Source organism: Paenibacillus marchantiophytorum (assembly GCF_014640555.1).
Lineage (GTDB): Bacteria > Bacillota > Bacilli > Paenibacillales > NBRC-103111 > Paenibacillus_E > Paenibacillus_E marchantiophytorum.
In genome coordinates this window covers 84,722-99,947 of record NZ_BMHE01000009.1, presented here as the reverse complement: position 1 = coordinate 99,947, position 15,226 = coordinate 84,722, and the positions used below count along the sequence as shown (strand labels likewise).

The following is a 15,226-nucleotide window of genomic DNA, read 5'->3' as shown; positions in this document are numbered from 1 at the left end:
TCAGCAAGCGAGCAAGCGGTTTAATCCTAGTGCGATTATCTTTGTGGGCCAGCGCCGCCCGCGTATGGATAGAAGTATTGAAGCTCCTGGTCGAATGTAATGTAGTCTAGATTAACCATAAGCAGTAAGTAGCGCATGCCTGTCGCTGGATCGCTGATGATGATATGATCACGTCCTGCAGCTTCTAGTTTGCCCTTGAAAATCTTGGCATTCCATTCGGAATTGTTCTCGTAGGTCATGTAGATGGTAGCAATTTTGCCTAAGTTCAGCCGAAGTATGTTTTCGATGTAGGATTCTTCCAAAGGAAGAAGCCCGGGAGGGTTCACGCCTGCGGGTCCAGGATTGCCAGTTGGCTGCAGGAATGAGCCATTGGGTGTTTGCGGTACGACTTTGTTCGTAATCGTCGTGGGAACCGGATAGGCAGGGTAGGGATACCCGTACTGCGCTTGCGGGTTGGCTTGGTTGCCGATCTTGAAAGGGTTATTCAACATAAAAGTAAATCCTCCTTAAGCTTTCCTTGTGAAAGCTTTCTTCTGATCTTCTTAGATATGCGAAACTATGCTTTTCCTAGAACCTTGTGCGCCGCGATTTTAGCTTTTTGAAACGGCCAGCTTCAGCAAGGTCATTTTCCATAATCATCATATTGTGCGTTTGCCTATATGGTGACTGTTTTTCAGCATTTTTTGGCAAACAAAAAAGCCTCAGAAGAGGCTCAGGAGAATAAAAATTTATAGCCGACTCCCCAGACTGTCTTGATGTACTTCGGTTCTTTGGGGTCTATTTCTATTTTTTTGCGAAGGTTGGCGATGTGGACATCGATAGCACGTTCCGTTACATAAGAATCGAAGCCACGAACCCGGTTCAGAAGTTCCTCGCGGCTGTATACGCGTCCTTGATTTTGCCACAACAGCTTCATAATTTCGAATTCAGAGAAGGTCGTTTCGATCAATTTATTTTGGACAAACAGACATCGTTTCTCGAAATCCAAATGGACAATGGGGTCAGGTGATTCCTCCGTCTGAGCCGTTGGCGGCACAAAGACATGGGAACGGCGCAGTAGAGCTTGTAGGCGTGCCGCTAGTTCTCTCATTGAGAAAGGTTTGCATAAATAATCGTCAGCGCCGGTCTGCAAGCCTCTAACACGGTCGGAAACTTCGCTTTTCGCAGAAACCATAAGAATAGGAATCATCGAGGCGGATCGAAAGTGCGTACATAGCTGAATACCATCCACATCAGGCAACATAATGTCCAGCACGATGACATCAGGCTCAAAGTCACGGAATAGGGTTTCACCTTGGCGGCCAGTTTCTGCCCGCATGACTTGATAACCTTCTTCGTACAAATAAATGGACATCATTTCACCAATGCTTAAATCATCTTCAATGATTAAAACTTTAGACATAAACGTTCCCCTCCCTTTCCTTCAAAAGGCTTGGTCCTCGATATGCCGGACGCAATAATTGTTTTCTATAGTCATGTTATCATTATCCATTTTGTGACGTCCAGTGTTATGCTAATAAATAGGTCATTTTGCAGAAAAAAAGAAACTGGGGGGTACTTGATACCTACTGCCTAGGTCAAGTATTCCAGCTTCTTCGTATAGGATGGGTCATAACTACCAAAATCATACAGTCAAATGCTTCCGGACTTGATCTTCACTTAGATGCTCGGCCTGGCCTTCTGCAGCAATGGTACCCCGATCCAAGACATAATAATAGTCGGCGATGCTGGTTGCGAATTCCAAGCTTTGTTCCACGAGCAGTACGGCGATTTCACGATTTCGCTTAATGGACGCAATGATCGCCTCAATTTCCATCACAATGGAGGGTTGAATGCCTTCCATCGGTTCATCGAGCAGCAGCAGCTTAGGACCGGGGGCAAGAGCGCGTGCGATGGCTAATTGCTGCTGCTGTCCACCGCTGAGGTCGCCTCCTTTGCGATGAAGCATCTGTGCAAGTACGGGAAACGTCTCGAAGAGGGAGTCAGGCAATTTTTTTCGGCCATCGGTTGCAGCTTCTAGGCCGAGCAGGAGGTTTTCTTCTACACTAAGCTGAGGGAAGATTTCACGTCCTTGCGGTACGTAGCCGATCCCCGCCTTGGCTCGCCGATCCGGGGGGGACGCTGTGATATCCCGTTCATTGTAGGAAATTGTGCCAGACTTAGGCTTAATGAGCCCCATGATCGTCTTCATCAGCGTAGACTTCCCTACGCCATTACGTCCCATGAGACAGACGATTTGCCCAGGCTTTACCTGGAGATTGACGCCCCGCACAACCATGCTTTCGCCGTAACCGGCTTCCAACTTTTGAAGTTTAAACACCGCGCTCCACTCTCCTTCCCAGATACACTTCCGCAACCTTGTCATCATGCTGGATTTCTTGCATGGTGCCTTCCCGCAGGACAGTACCTTCATGCAGCACAGTAACGGTTCTGGCGAACTGCCGAACGAACTCCATATCATGCTCGACAACGATGATGGTCTGAGTGGCCGCGATTTCGTGCAGCAGCTCGCCTGTTTTCTCAGTTTCACTGTCTGTCATTCCGGCAGCCGGTTCATCGAGCAGGAGCAGATCAGGCTCTTGCATCAGCAGCATACCGATTTCAAGCCATTGCTTCTCTCCGTGTGAGAGGGAGCCTGCGCGCTCCTTGCTCTTGTTGTGCAAACCAATCATCCCAAGTCTGAGATGCAATCGATCCAGTTGCTCACTCGTAGTCTTCGCCCATAACGCGCTGAGAAGACCGCGTTTTTGCTTCATGGATAGGGCCAAATTTTCGAAAACGGTGAGGGTCGAGAAGACAGAAGGCGTCTGAAATTTACGCCCGATGCCGAGCTGAGCGATTTGATGCTCTTGATGCTTCGTTAAATCAATGGCATCTTTGAAATAAACATGGCCGTGTGAAGGTTTCACTTTCCCGCAAATGACATCCAGGAGCGTTGTTTTTCCTGCTCCATTCGGTCCGATGAGGAACCGCAGTTCTCCGTATTGCAAGGAAAAGTCCAGGTTCCGTAAGGCTTTGAAACCATCAAAGCTGACCTCAAGTCCTTTTACGCTCAGGATCTTCTCGCTGGCTGCAGGTTCATGCTTCGCTAATTGTCCTAGCATGGGGAATTTCCTCCTTCATTGTTCAGAAAACGTTGATTTTACAGGGCTAGCTGACTTCTTGCGAGGAAGAGATCGGCTTGGGAAGCACGGGCTTTTTCCAATTGGATGTGTAGTGGGTGATCGTTCCCACAATGCCTTTGGGCAGCAAAAGTACGACAATAATGAACATGGCTCCTAACATAATCGGCCACCATGCGGGATAAGCTTCACTGAATGTAGTTTTCGCTGCATTGGTGACCAGCGCTCCGAGAACAGCGCCTCCGATCGTAGAGCGCCCACCGATAGCAACCCACAACACCATCTCGATGGAGGGAACGATGCCCATTTGCGCAGGGGAGATAATCCCTTCCTGGAGGACGAAGAGCACGCCGGCAAGGCCGGCTAATCCGGCAGATGCGCAGTAAATAAATACTTTATACGTGACCGGGTTATAGCCGATGAAGCGTACGCGATTCTCTCCATCGCGAATGGCAGTCAGGATGTTGCCTAGGCGGCTGGTGACAAGGATGCTGCACAGGATCAGGACGAGAGCAACGATGGCAAGTGTGAGATAGAAAAATAACAGTTTTGTGGATTGTGCTTGCAAATCTAAGCCAAGGAACGTGCTGAAATTCGTGAGTCCATTCGTCCCTCCGGTATACCCTTGTTGACCGACGAACAAAGTGACCGTAATGATGACGAGCGCTTGGGACAGAATGGAGAAAAAGGCGCCCTTGATCCGATTTCGGAAAGTGAAATAGCCTAAGATAAAGGCGACAATCATCGGTACGATGAGGGCGAGCAGGAATGCCGCTCCCGCATTGTGAAAGGGGACCCAGAACCAAGGCAAGCTTTCGACACCGCTCCAGGACATGAAGTCCGGCAGTTGGTCAGGTGTAGCAGCCAGCTTCAGATGCATAGCCATGCAATAGGCGCCTAGTCCGAAGTAAACGCCATGTCCGAGACTTAGAATGCCTGTGTATCCCCAAATGAGATCAATGCCCATGGCAATAATGGCATAAGCGAGAAATTTGCCGAGCAGTGAGAGACGGAACTCAGACAAGAAGAGTGGGGCTAGTGCGATAGCAATCAAGAAAACGGTATACACGATAAGTTTGAGTTTGGATTGTCCGGCTAAGAGCATGGAGGCGGCACATCCTTTCTTAATCTAAGGATCTGGAACGGATCGTTACAAGTCCCATCGGTTTCCATTGCAAGAAGGCGATAATCAGCGTGAAGACTAGCACTTTGCCGAGCGTAGCGCTCGTGGTGTATTCCAAGGCTGTATTGAAAACGCCAATGCCTAATGCTCCTGCTACGGTTCCGATGAGCTTGCCAATACCGCCAAGCACAACAACCATGAAAGCATCAACAATATAATAAGTGCCAATGGTCGGGCCAATCGGTCCCAACAGCGTTAAAGCACATCCTGCAATGCCAGCCATGGCCGAACCGAAGGCGAATGACTGAGCGTCTACTCGGCGTGTGGATATGCCCAAACAAGCGGCCATTTCACGATTCTGCATGACAGCTCTCATTCGTCTACCGCCTGCGGAGTGATAGAGATACATATAAATAATGAGAATGCAAAGCGCCACTAAGGCGATGATGAAGAGTCGCTTGTAAGGAAGAATAAGGTCGGCTGTTACATGCCACCCGCCTTCCAGCCATTCCGGCGCTTTAACCGCTACGTTCGGCGCGCCAAAGATGGTGCGCGCGAGCTGCTGCAGCGCAAGGCTCACGCCCCAGGTTGCAAGCAAGCTATCCAGCGGTCTTCCATACATGAAGCGGATCAAGCAAACCTCGAGCAGCCAGCCGATGCAGAAGGCTACGGCAAAGGCGACACCCAGAGAAATAATGAAGTACCACCCGAAAGCGGAGGCTGGCAGCATTTTCTGAAACCATTGTTGAACCAGATAAGCCATATAGGCGCCGATCATAATAAATTCGCCGTGCGCCATATTCATCACATTCATAAGACCGAAGGTAATCGCGAGACCGATGGCAATCAGGAGCAGAATGGAACTAAGACTTAAGCCGTTGAACAGTTGAAGAAGCAGCAGACTCATAACAATCCTCCCCAGTGAAGCCCGAGTAAATGATGAAATCCAGGACTGCCGCAAGGCAGTCCTGGCTCCAAGTGCGATCTTCCTAAGTTGCTCTTATTTTTTCGTTACTTCTCCGCCCCATGGGTATGTTTTGAGGAATGGATCTGGTTTAAGCGGTTGGCCGGAGTTCCAAATTTCTTTGATTTGCCCATCAGCCGTAATTTGACCGATACGCGCTGTTTTGGATATATGTTGATTCTCGCCGTCGATAACGACCTTCCCTTCAGGTGCGTTGAATTCGATGCCCTTGGCAGCGGCTTTCACTTTCTCGACCTCGAAGGAACCTGCTTTTTTGACCGCGGCTGCCCATAAATAAACAGCTGTATAGCCTGCTTCAATGGGATCATCCGTTACACGGTCTTTCCCATATTTGGCTTTGTAAGCTTCAACGAATTTTTTGTTCTCTGGCGTATCCGTTGTTTGGTAGTAATTCCAAGCCGTATAGTGTCCATCCAAGACAGACGCGCCAATGCCGCGCACTTCTTCTTCCGCAATACTGACGGACATCGTTGTTATGTCTTTGGCTGTAATGCCGGCATCTTTCAATTGTTTGAAGAAGGCAACGTTGCTGTCACCGTTCAATGTATTGAAAATGACATCCGGTTTGTCTTTTTTGATCTTGCTGATGATTGTGTTGTAATCCGTGTGTCCAAGCGGAGTGTATTCTTCAGCAATGAGCGTACCGCCTTCGGCTTTCAACTGCTCTTTAATGATTTTGTTGGCAGTTCTTGGGAAGACGTAGTCAGAGCCTAAGAGGTAAAATTTCTTTCCTTTGTTTTGCAGAAGCCAGGTTACAGCGGGGATAATTTGTTGGTTCGTTGTTGCGCCAATGTAGAAAATATTCGGTGATGATTCCACGCCTTCATATTGGACCGGATACCAAAGCAGTCCTTTGTTCTGTTCGACGACCGGAAGAACGGCTTTGCGGCTCGCTGATGTCCAGCAGCCAAAGATCGTTACAACGCTGTCCTTCTGCAGTAACTTCTTAGTTTTCTCTGCAAAAGTCGGCCAATCGGATGCTCCGTCTTCAATCACGGGCTTGATTTTCTTGCCTAAGAGTCCCCCGGCTGCATTAATTTCGTCAATGGCCATCAGTTCGGCATCTCGAACGGATACCTCGCTTATGGACATCGTTCCTGTTAGAGAGTGAAGAATACCAACAGGTACGGTATCATCCTTCGAATCTGCCTTTACCTCCGCAGCTGTAGACGCCTTAGGTGTAGTTGATGTTGATGCCGTCGGAACCGATTTGGCACAGCCCGCGATGACCAACATGATAGCCATGCTCAAAGCGACTGTGAGTTTACCTTTGTTTCTTATCTCTCTCATTCCCTTACCACTCCCTTACTTACAAGATTTGGATTACAAGGCCTATGATAAGTGGGAAAAGAAGATGGTGTCAATATACATGACACAAATGAATTTTTTTTTGTGTTTCATGCACAAACGTCGTTAAATCCTTTGGGATAATCACATAAAAGCGAAATATTTTTTCGGAATACCCCGTTTTCATGTAACTATATATGACATATAAGATTTACAATCGTTAAATACACGAATATAATGAGTGTAAAGGATTACCATCATTCGGTTTTTGAAGAGGTGAAGATGTGCATTTAACGGAGAGAGAGAAAGAAAAATTACTCATTACAGTCGCCGCAGACTTAGCTCGCAGAAGACTTGGAAGAGGCTTGAAATTAAATTATCCGGAAAGTATAGCGCTGATCACATCGGAAATCATGGAAGGAGCCAGAGACGGGTTGACCGTTGCAGAATTGATGTCGTTCGGGACAACGATCCTGCGGGCTGAGCAAGTCATGGAAGGAGTGCCACAAATGATTCACGAGGTTCAAGTCGAAGCGACATTTCCTGATGGTACGAAGTTAGTGACCGTTCACGAACCAATTACCTAGATGATGAAAGGAAAGGGGCGACAACATGGTTCCGGGAGAATTTCGAACAGGTAAGGGCTATATTGAACTGAATGTAGGCAGACAGACGGTCGATGTGATCGTAACTAATACAGGAGACCGTCCCGTACAGGTAGGTTCCCATTTTCACTTTTTTGAAGTGAATCGCGCCTTGGCATTTCCGAGAGAACTTGCCTATGGGATGCGGCTTGACATTCCGGCAGGTACTGCGGTCCGATTCGAGCCTGGCGAGCAGAAGCCTGTCCAGTTAGTTGAATTAGGCGGAGCCAAGGTTTCCTATGGTCTGAATAACCTGAGCAAGGGCTCGGCTGTCAAAGGGCAAATGCCCGATGAGGTGAAGGATAGATTGCAAACATGGGAGGGGAATCCCGGTGAATCGAATAGATCGTAAGAGCTATGCTTCGATGTTCGGTCCTACAACTGGAGATGCCATTCGATTGGCAGATACAGAATTATGGGCACAGATTGAACATGATTACACGGTATACGGGGATGAATGTAAATTTGGCGGCGGTAAAGTGATTCGTGATGGCATGGGGCAATCCAGCGGCGCTACACGCGATCAAGGCGTTCTTGATACCTTAATCACGAATGCCGTTGTTATCGACCATTGGGGCATTGTCAAAGGGGATATCGGTATCCGAGACGGTCACATTGTTGGCATCGGCAAAGCAGGAAACCCGGACATTATGGATGGCGTTCATCCCAATATGATCGTAGGAGCCAGCACGGAAGTGATTGCTGGAGAAGGTAAAATCGTGACAGCGGGCGGCATCGATGCCCATATTCATTTCATTTGTCCGCAGCAAATCGAGACAGCCCTGTCCTCTGGCGTGACAACGATGATTGGCGGTGGAACGGGGCCAGCCACGGGTACCAATGCCACAACGTGTACACCGGGCGCATGGCATATGCAGCGAATGTTGGAAGCGTCGGAAGGATTTCCGATGAATTTGGGTTTTACGGGGAAAGGGAATGCCTCATTTCTTGCTCCTTTGGTGGAACAAATCGAAGCTGGAGCTATTGGTCTGAAGCTGCATGAAGACTGGGGAACAACACCGGCGGCGATTGATACATGCCTGGAAGCAGCGGATCAATACGACGTTCAAGTAGCCATTCATACGGATACATTAAATGAAGCGGGATTTCTGGAGGATACGCTGTCGGCAATCAAAGGCCGTACAATTCATACGTATCATACAGAAGGAGCGGGCGGAGGCCATGCGCCGGATATTATCCGCGCGGCTGCTGAACTTAATATTCTCCCTTCTTCCACGAACCCGACGAGGCCATATACGATCAATACGATCGAGGAACATTTGGATATGCTGATGGTTTGTCACCATCTAGATAGTCGTATTCCGGAGGATGTCGCTTTCGCGGATTCACGGATTCGCCCGGAGACGATTGCAGCGGAAGATATCCTGCATGATTTGGGCGTATTCAGCATGCTGAGCTCGGATTCGCAGGCCATGGGCAGGGTTGGCGAAGTCATTATCCGGACATGGCAAACAGCGGATAAGATGAAGAAACAGCGTGGACCGCTGTCCCCGGATACGGAGGAAGGCGACAATTTCCGAATCAAGCGCTACATTGCCAAATATACGATAAACCCTGCGATTACGCATGGTGTCTCGCATCTTGTCGGTTCGATTGAACCTGGCAAGTTCGCGGATTTGGTTATTTGGAGTCCGATGTTCTTCGGCGTCAAACCGGATCTCGTGCTTAAAGGAGGCAGCATTGCCTACGCCCAAATGGGGGATCCCAATGCGTCCATCCCGACGCCGCAACCTGTCTTTGGCAGACCGATGTTTGCTGCTTTCGGCAAAGCGTTGACACAAAGCTCCATTACATTCGTATCGCAAGCCGCCTATGACCGCGGGATAGCGAAGAAATTAGGTTTGCAAAAGCGGGTGGAGCCTGTGAAAGGCTGCCGTGATATTTCGAAAAAAGACATGATTCATAATAACGAGACACCTTCCATTGAAGTGAATCCCGAAACGTACGAAGTGAAAGTGGACGGCGAAGCCATTACCTGCGAGCCGGCGACGGAGCTGCCGATGGCGCAGTTATATTTTTTATTTTAAAAAGAGAGGGGAAGTCCCTGGTGGAGGTGAGCACAAATGACGGCAACTGGAACGACTTCACAGCAAACGACCCCAAAGTTCCACTGGCTCGCTTATCAACAGCTGCTTGACTCCGCTCTGCCGATTGGCGGCTTCTCTCACTCCTTTGGTTTGGAAACGTTAGTTCAGCAAGGTCGTTTGCAAACGGTGGATGAGCTTGAAGCTTACATCGGCACGATGCTAGCGAACAGTTGGGCATCCTCAGATGCGATGGTGATCAAAGCCGCGTATCAACATATGCCGAACGAGTCATGGGAGCAGCTCTGGGAGATCGACCACATGCTGCATGTGCAGCGGGCGTCAAGCGAAGCCAGAATCGGTGTTCAGAAAATGGGGCGCAGACTGCTTCAGCTAGCTAGGTCCATATATCCGGATCTGCCTTGGCAGCCGCTCGACGAGGCTGTGAAGGCAGGACGTTGCAGTTCCAATCATCCGATGATTCATGGATGGGTCAGTTATCAGCTTGGAGTGCCGCTGGATCAAGCGGTGGAAGGATATTTATACAGCTGCATCATGACCTGCATCAACAGTGCGCTGAGACTCATGTCCATGGGTCAGACGCAAGGACAGATTCTGCTTGCCAAGCTGGTTCCGTTGACTGAACGGGAGTGGCAGCGTGTGGCTCACTTAGATCCGTTGGATGCGTATACGAACTCGCCAGCCGCTGATTTGGCTATGATGCAGCATGAAACCCTATATTCGCGATTGTTTATGTCTTAGGGCTAACACCCTAACCCAATTTGAGGAGGAATGGCTATGTGTCAAGGTCAAGGTCATCATCATCACCCGTGGGAAAAGCCAGCTGTGGACCGGAGTCGTCCGATGCGTATCGGGATCGGCGGTCCCGTAGGTTCCGGCAAAACAGCTTTAGTCGAGCGATTAGCCCGTAAACTGAATGACCGCTACAGCATTGCGGTTATTACGAATGACATCTACACGAAGGAAGATGCTCGTATTCTGATTAGTTCTGAGGCGCTGCCAGAGGATCGCATCATTGGGGTAGAGACCGGAGGTTGTCCGCATACCGCCATTCGTGAGGATGCTTCGATGAACTTCGAAGCGATTGAGGAATTGGAGCAGCGATTCGACAATCTCGATATTATCTTTATTGAAAGCGGCGGCGATAATTTGGCGGCGGCGTTCAGTCCGGAATTGGTCGACCGCTTCATCTATATCATTGATGTGGCGCAAGGCGAGAAAATTCCGCGCAAAGGCGGCCCTGGCATCATGCGTTCCGATATGTTGATCATTAACAAAATCGATCTCGCCCCTTACGTGGGCGCCAGCCTGGAAGTGATGGATTCGGACACGAAGAAGATGCGCGGCGACCGTCCTTATATTTTCTCCAACCTGATGGGCGGCACAGGGCTTGATGACATTGTTGCATGGGTGGAAACGGAGTTCAGCCATGCCTAGCGTGACCGGGGAGATTCAAGCGGAATTTGCGGTGCGCAGCGGCTTGACGCAGCTCGTACACAAATATCACGCCTCCCCGCTCAAAATTGCCAAAACGTTTCGATATGAGAACGATTCGCTCACTCTGGATACACCTCCCGCGGAGCAGTTGGGCGTCTATATGATGGACTGTTCCCCAGGCCTAATGTCTGGGGATCATTACGAAATCACGATGCGCCTGAGGGAAGGTGCCCGTGTATTTCTCACGAACCAGTCGTTCACGAAGGTTCATCCTTCGGTTGCCGGTTCGGGGAGTACACAGCGGCAAACGCTGCATTTGGAAGCGGGTGCGCTGCTGGAGTATATACCGGAGCCGCTGATGCTGTACAAGGAGGCCAATTTGGCTGCGGAGATGGAAGTTCATCTTGCTCCGGGTTCTGCGCTTATCTTATCGGATGTTCTCTGTCCTGGACGAACGCAGCGCGGTGAAATCTTTCACTATACCCGATATACGAATCGGTTGAAGGTTTGGCACGCCAACGAACTCATATTTTATCAAAATCAGAGAATTGAACCGGCGGCTATGCCATTGGCCGCGCCGGGTTGTTGGGAGCACGAAACGCATCTTGGCAATCTGTACGTGTATTCGGACCGTCTCAAACACCAGCATCTCGAGGCGCTGATGGAGTGCCTGGTGACGCTGAATGGCGAAAGCAGCCATGTGCGTGTTGGAGCCAGTCTGACCCATAAATATGGGCTGATTGTCTCGGTCTTGGGGCGGCATGCCTGGGAAGTGCAAGTCGCGTTGTCGAAAGCGTGGCACGAGATTCGCCGCACCTTGTTTGCCTTAACCCCATTAATGGTGCATAAATAATCGTTGTTCGCTGAAAGGAGCCCTTGGGCTCCTTTTTGCTTTGATGGCGCTGTGGATCGGGAGAATCTATGTTGTTCCCGACTCTGTCAAAGGATTTTCGAATGGCAGAGAATGGCAAGCGCTTTTTCCACGCATACTGGTAGGAGAATCGACAATATGATGACAACTGGCTGCACTTCATTGTCAAACGTTGTATGGGTTGGTATGATGAAAGTGGTCTTAATTCAAATAGCTCGGAAGTTCGACATAGAGGAGGGCAATAACGTGGAAAATCAAGCAAGCTATGACAGAATAACTAGCGGCTCGACACAAGGATCTGTAGGGACCGAATCCATAGATGCTAGCAATAAACATTCATCTGCAGAGCCTGTAACGGCAAAAGAGTTTTATCGCTTGGTGAAACCAGGCATTATTTATTCGAATCTGATGACCGCATTTGCCGGATACTGGATGGCGGCACGCTGGGATGTCAGCTGGATGCATCTGATTTGGACGATGCTGGGTACAGCGCTTGTGATGGCAGGCGGCACGGTGTTGAACAATTTCCTGGATCGTGAAATGGATGCGAAGATGGAACGGACCAAGAACAGAGCCTTGCCAAGCGGTAGACTTAGCGCCAATGTCGTTCTGTGGTATGGCATTATTTTGGGCATAATCGGATTGTCCGTTTTATATTTTGCTGCTGCATCACCGCTGGCAGCGCTTATTGGCTTGCTTGGATTGTTCTTGTATGTATGGCTCTACACCGCCTGGTTCAAACGAACCTCAGTATGGAGTACATTTGTAGGGGCATTTTCCGGGGCGACGCCTCCGGTAATCGGGTATTGTGCCGTTACTGGCACGGTGGATGCGGGAGCTGTTTTACTATTTGCTTTCTTGTTCTTGTGGCAGCCGCCTCATTTCTGGGCGTTGGGTATTCGCCGGATGGAAGAGTACCGCGCAGCTGGTTTTCCACTGTTACCTGTGGTTAAAGGTTCTTATGTAACCAAGATCAGCATGGTACGTTATGTCGTTCTGCTCGTACCAGTTACCGTGATGTTAACGGCCTATGGTTATCTAGGCTATGTATTCTTAATTGGATCAACAGTTCTTGGTTTAATCTGGGTGTTGATGTGTGTCAAAGGGTTCAAAGAGAAAGGCGAAGCTGAAGTACAATGGGCTAAGCGTACATTCCTATTTTCAATTATGTATTTAACGTTTTTATCGATCCTCATGGTCGTTGATACTGTGAATTTAAGCTAGAATAGAGGGCTAACAGAATGAATACTTTTTTTGAGAAAAATTGGTTCAAATTAGCGCTTGGTGTCATTCTCATTGCGATGATCGCGTCATTCGCCTACAAATTGTGGGCGAACAGCAATGAAGCTGACCCTCGGTTGACGGCAATGAAACAAGCGCCTGCTTTTCAATTGCAGGATCTGGATGGCAAATCGGTAGCTTCCCAGGATACGGACGGCAAGGTTCGCTTGGTCTATTTCTTTTATTCTTTCTGTCCCGATGTTTGCTTGCCTACAACATTCCGTCTCACGCAAGTACAGGAAGAACTGAAGAAAAAAGGTTTGTTCGGAACGAAAGCAGAAATTTTATCCATTACGGTGGACCCAAACCGCGATACGCCTGAGGTGCTGAAGGAATTCAGAACCAAATTTGAGTCCAAGCCGGATCCGAGTGGATGGATGTTCCTCCGCGGCGAAGAAGCGAAGATTCACAAGCTTGCTGAAGATTACGGCATTATGGTCATTAAAGAGAAAGACGGCAACTTCTCGCATTCCAACGCCATTTTACTCGTTGATCCCAAAGGGAAAATCCGCAATTATTACGATGCAAGTAGACCGGAATTAGACGCTGACCACATTGTCAAAGACGTGGTGACCTTGTCTAAAGGGAAATAACGCGCAAAACGCAATCATTAATAGCATTAACTATTCAGCAGCAGGTTCTGTCGAAGGGTATATAATATACTCGTCCAGGCCTGCTTTTTCTAATTGCTGGATGATATATTCCTCTGGCGTTCCTTCCACTCCGGCATATCCTTTGCGGGTATAGATTTGTTCAGCGTCTGGGAACGTATCCCGCAGCAGGGATCTGATTTTTTTGCCTGAAGCGTCATTATCCGTGAATAAATAAACATGCTTGTGCCCTGCTTTTTTCCGCAGTTCGTCCAGCGTTAAGGAACTGGGGGTGCCGAATGTACAGAGGATGAGAACACTGTCATCCACCACGCGTTTTAAGCGGCTTTTGTCGTTTTTACCTTCTACAATGATAGCGATCGACATCGGATCTCCTCCAACCAGGTTTTTTTGTAGTATAACCCGTTTTGGCATGTGTTCCAAGGATTTGATTCGACGTTTGCCAAATAATCCGTTTCCATTTCCCGGGAAATGACACAGATTGACAGCACAAAGACGGCCTGATTGGCTCAGGCCGCCCGATAAAATGGCTGTTTACGTCGTTACGGGTGCTTTAAAAGAACGCAGAGGGAGAAGGGAAAGAGCGAGCATTAAGATAAAGAAAGCGATAAAATAGGAGGAAATATGGTCGCGGAGCTGCCCAGCCATCATCGGACCAATAAAAGCTCCGACAGAATAGGAAATCGACAGCAAAGAAAAGACGCGGCCATAGCGATTGCTGCTCGTTATGCTGGCTAACAGAGCAGCTAATGCCGGATAAATGACGCCTTTGGCCATACCGATCAGGAAGAGAGAGACGGTAAGCGGAATTGGCCATTGAATCGCTAATCCGAAGAAAACGACGGCAAGGGATAAGCTGCCGCAGACGGTGCGAATAAAGGGCGGCACTTTATTAAGGAACCAGAAACTGATGCTTAATAATGCGCCCAAGCTGATTAAAGTGAAAAATACGCCGGAAGTAAGAATCGATTCTCTGGCAGATTTCATTAAAGGCAGCTCAAAGAAAAGGATGCCTTGCGAACAGGAAAGAGCCATTGGAATGAGGAAAAATAGCCATGGCATGGACACGCCGTCTGGCACATCGGAATCTTTATCCGGCAGTTCATGTCCATGAGGATCCAATAAGACGGACTTATTGGCTGTTTGTCCCAAAAGCTGCTTCTCATTTACCCCGAAAATTGCTAAGATTCCTGTAATAATAAGGACCCATCCCAAGACAGAGAAAGCCGTTGTGAACCCGATTTTGGCAACAAGGACTGCACCAGCGGCTGGGGAAACGACAGATGCCAAGGTGTGAACAAGCCCGTTGCCTGCCATTAGCTTGCTCTGATGGATGCGGTCTTTGGCGATGCGAGCGAGCAGAGTTAAGCAGGCTGGCGATAAGAAGGCGAGCACAAAGCCGCTGATGGAGCGGATGTATAGCAAGTGCCATGGATCTTTGACGTTGGATTGAAAAAGCAAGATGATCCCTGCTACAATCAGGCTAATGACGATAAAAAATTTACTGCCGTATTTATCCACGCCGTAGCCCGCAAGCAGATTGCCAGGTAAGTGTGTGAGGGAGTAAACTCCCATGATAAGCCCGATAAATGAAGGAGCTGCGCCCAAAGATAAGGCGAAGGGGGAAAGAATCGGGTACTGCGCGTGCAAATCAAAAAACGCCACAAACATAAATAAATACAACCATATTGCTGTTCGCATGTTCTTGCCACCTCGATTCATTAACTTGTCTCTTCTTTAGATGTACGCCGCTCGTCCTATAGATATAACCTTTCCAACCAAATGACACAATTCATCGC

The 15,226-nt window shown here is 48.8% G+C and carries 17 protein-coding genes; 8 read left to right on the top strand and 9 right to left on the bottom strand.

Features of this window, described 5'->3' with window-relative positions; all coding sequences use genetic code 11:
- Nucleotides 1–35: 35 nt before the first annotated feature.
- The 7 genes from gerQ to urtA form a co-directional block, all read right to left on the bottom strand.
- Entirely contained in the window at nucleotides 36–491 is a 456-nt protein-coding gene (gene gerQ / locus IEY34_RS36730) for a spore coat protein GerQ (RefSeq protein WP_229757590.1), read from the bottom strand.
- A gap of 221 nt (nucleotides 492–712) precedes the next feature.
- Nucleotides 713–1,402, bottom strand: coding sequence for a response regulator transcription factor (locus IEY34_RS11535; protein WP_189011528.1), 690 nt, complete (start codon nucleotides 1,400–1,402; stop codon nucleotides 713–715).
- A 222-nt stretch (nucleotides 1,403–1,624) separates the two neighbouring features.
- Nucleotides 1,625–2,320 carry an urea ABC transporter ATP-binding subunit UrtE gene (urtE, locus tag IEY34_RS11530; RefSeq protein WP_189011526.1) on the bottom strand — a complete coding sequence of 232 codons (696 nt, stop codon included), beginning with the start codon at nucleotides 2,318–2,320 and terminating at the stop codon, nucleotides 1,625–1,627.
- A complete protein-coding gene (gene urtD / locus IEY34_RS11525) occupies nucleotides 2,313–3,104 on the bottom strand; it encodes an urea ABC transporter ATP-binding protein UrtD (RefSeq protein ID WP_189011524.1) in 792 nt (263 codons plus the stop codon). The genes urtE and urtD overlap by 8 nt, the downstream gene beginning before the upstream one ends.
- Before the next feature lie 46 nt (nucleotides 3,105–3,150).
- A complete protein-coding gene (gene urtC / locus IEY34_RS11520; RefSeq protein WP_189011521.1) occupies nucleotides 3,151–4,227 on the bottom strand; it encodes an urea ABC transporter permease subunit UrtC in 1,077 nt (358 codons plus the stop codon).
- A gap of 19 nt (nucleotides 4,228–4,246) precedes the next feature.
- Complete coding sequence (urtB, locus tag IEY34_RS11515; RefSeq protein ID WP_189011520.1) at nucleotides 4,247–5,152, bottom strand: urea ABC transporter permease subunit UrtB; 906 nt, start codon at nucleotides 5,150–5,152, stop codon at nucleotides 4,247–4,249.
- Between the two features lie 93 nt (nucleotides 5,153–5,245).
- Nucleotides 5,246–6,520 carry an urea ABC transporter substrate-binding protein gene (urtA, locus tag IEY34_RS11510; protein ID WP_229757589.1) on the bottom strand — a complete coding sequence of 425 codons (1,275 nt, stop codon included), beginning with the start codon at nucleotides 6,518–6,520 and terminating at the stop codon, nucleotides 5,246–5,248.
- A 281-nt stretch (nucleotides 6,521–6,801) separates the two neighbouring features.
- Here urtA and IEY34_RS11505 point away from each other — a divergent pair, with 281 nt between their 5' ends.
- The 8 genes from IEY34_RS11505 to IEY34_RS11470 all read left to right on the top strand — a co-directional run bounded on the left by IEY34_RS11505 (nucleotide 6,802) and on the right by IEY34_RS11470 (nucleotide 13,409).
- Nucleotides 6,802–7,104 (top strand): urease subunit gamma, encoded by a 303-nt coding sequence (locus tag IEY34_RS11505; protein WP_189011518.1) that lies wholly within the window; start codon nucleotides 6,802–6,804, stop codon nucleotides 7,102–7,104.
- A 25-nt stretch (nucleotides 7,105–7,129) separates the two neighbouring features.
- Nucleotides 7,130–7,513, top strand: a complete 384-nt coding sequence (ureB, locus tag IEY34_RS11500) for an urease subunit beta (protein WP_189011516.1) — start codon at nucleotides 7,130–7,132, stop codon at nucleotides 7,511–7,513.
- On the top strand, nucleotides 7,494–9,209 hold the full coding sequence (ureC, locus tag IEY34_RS11495; protein ID WP_189011514.1) for an urease subunit alpha: 1,716 nt from the start codon (nucleotides 7,494–7,496) through the stop codon (nucleotides 9,207–9,209). Before ureB ends, ureC begins: the two co-directional genes overlap by 20 nt.
- 36 nt (nucleotides 9,210–9,245) lie before the next feature.
- Nucleotides 9,246–9,968: an urease accessory protein UreF gene (locus IEY34_RS11490; protein WP_189011512.1), complete on the top strand. Its 723-nt coding sequence runs from the start codon at nucleotides 9,246–9,248 to the stop codon at nucleotides 9,966–9,968.
- Between the two features lie 36 nt (nucleotides 9,969–10,004).
- The gene (gene ureG, locus IEY34_RS11485) at nucleotides 10,005–10,664 is read left to right on the top strand and encodes an urease accessory protein UreG (RefSeq protein ID WP_189011510.1); all 660 of its coding nucleotides are present in this window, start codon (nucleotides 10,005–10,007) and stop codon (nucleotides 10,662–10,664) included.
- Complete coding sequence (locus tag IEY34_RS11480) at nucleotides 10,657–11,517, top strand: urease accessory protein UreD (RefSeq protein WP_189011508.1); 861 nt, start codon at nucleotides 10,657–10,659, stop codon at nucleotides 11,515–11,517. The genes ureG and IEY34_RS11480 overlap by 8 nt, the downstream gene beginning before the upstream one ends.
- A 264-nt stretch (nucleotides 11,518–11,781) precedes the next feature.
- Complete coding sequence (gene cyoE, locus IEY34_RS11475) at nucleotides 11,782–12,759, top strand: heme o synthase (RefSeq protein ID WP_308423003.1); 978 nt, start codon at nucleotides 11,782–11,784, stop codon at nucleotides 12,757–12,759.
- A gap of 17 nt (nucleotides 12,760–12,776) precedes the next feature.
- The gene (locus IEY34_RS11470) at nucleotides 12,777–13,409 is read left to right on the top strand and encodes an SCO family protein (RefSeq protein ID WP_189011505.1); all 633 of its coding nucleotides are present in this window, start codon (nucleotides 12,777–12,779) and stop codon (nucleotides 13,407–13,409) included.
- A 30-nt stretch (nucleotides 13,410–13,439) separates the two neighbouring features.
- On the opposite strand, the gene IEY34_RS11465 is transcribed toward IEY34_RS11470, so the two are convergent.
- Complete coding sequence (locus IEY34_RS11465; RefSeq protein WP_189011503.1) at nucleotides 13,440–13,793, bottom strand: toprim domain-containing protein; 354 nt, start codon at nucleotides 13,791–13,793, stop codon at nucleotides 13,440–13,442.
- 168 nt (nucleotides 13,794–13,961) lie between these two features.
- On the bottom strand, nucleotides 13,962–15,128 hold the full coding sequence (locus IEY34_RS11460; RefSeq protein WP_189011501.1) for an MFS transporter: 1,167 nt from the start codon (nucleotides 15,126–15,128) through the stop codon (nucleotides 13,962–13,964).
- Nucleotides 15,129–15,226 lie beyond the last annotated feature (98 nt).

Excerpts from the sequence above, each read along its gene's own strand:
- gerQ (WP_229757590.1), bottom strand. The coding sequence starts at position 491 with ATGTTGAATAACCCTTTCAAGATCGGCAACCAAGCCAACCCGCAAGCG.
- IEY34_RS11535 (WP_189011528.1), bottom strand. The coding sequence starts at position 1,402 with ATGTCTAAAGTTTTAATCATTGAAGATGATTTAAGCATTGGTGAAATG.
- urtD (WP_189011524.1), bottom strand. The coding sequence starts at position 3,104 with ATGCTAGGACAATTAGCGAAGCATGAACCTGCAGCCAGCGAGAAGATC.
- urtC (WP_189011521.1), bottom strand. The coding sequence starts at position 4,227 with ATGCTCTTAGCCGGACAATCCAAACTCAAACTTATCGTGTATACCGTT.
- urtB (WP_189011520.1), bottom strand. The coding sequence starts at position 5,152 with ATGAGTCTGCTGCTTCTTCAACTGTTCAACGGCTTAAGTCTTAGTTCC.
- urtA (WP_229757589.1), bottom strand. The coding sequence starts at position 6,520 with ATGAGAGAGATAAGAAACAAAGGTAAACTCACAGTCGCTTTGAGCATG.
- ureB (WP_189011516.1), top strand. The coding sequence starts at position 7,130 with ATGGTTCCGGGAGAATTTCGAACAGGTAAGGGCTATATTGAACTGAAT.
- IEY34_RS11490 (WP_189011512.1), top strand. The coding sequence starts at position 9,246 with ATGACGGCAACTGGAACGACTTCACAGCAAACGACCCCAAAGTTCCAC.
- ureG (WP_189011510.1), top strand. The coding sequence starts at position 10,005 with ATGTGTCAAGGTCAAGGTCATCATCATCACCCGTGGGAAAAGCCAGCT.
- IEY34_RS11480 (WP_189011508.1), top strand. The coding sequence starts at position 10,657 with ATGCCTAGCGTGACCGGGGAGATTCAAGCGGAATTTGCGGTGCGCAGC.
- IEY34_RS11470 (WP_189011505.1), top strand. The coding sequence starts at position 12,777 with ATGAATACTTTTTTTGAGAAAAATTGGTTCAAATTAGCGCTTGGTGTC.
- IEY34_RS11465 (WP_189011503.1), bottom strand. The coding sequence starts at position 13,793 with ATGTCGATCGCTATCATTGTAGAAGGTAAAAACGACAAAAGCCGCTTA.
- IEY34_RS11460 (WP_189011501.1), bottom strand. The coding sequence starts at position 15,128 with ATGCGAACAGCAATATGGTTGTATTTATTTATGTTTGTGGCGTTTTTT.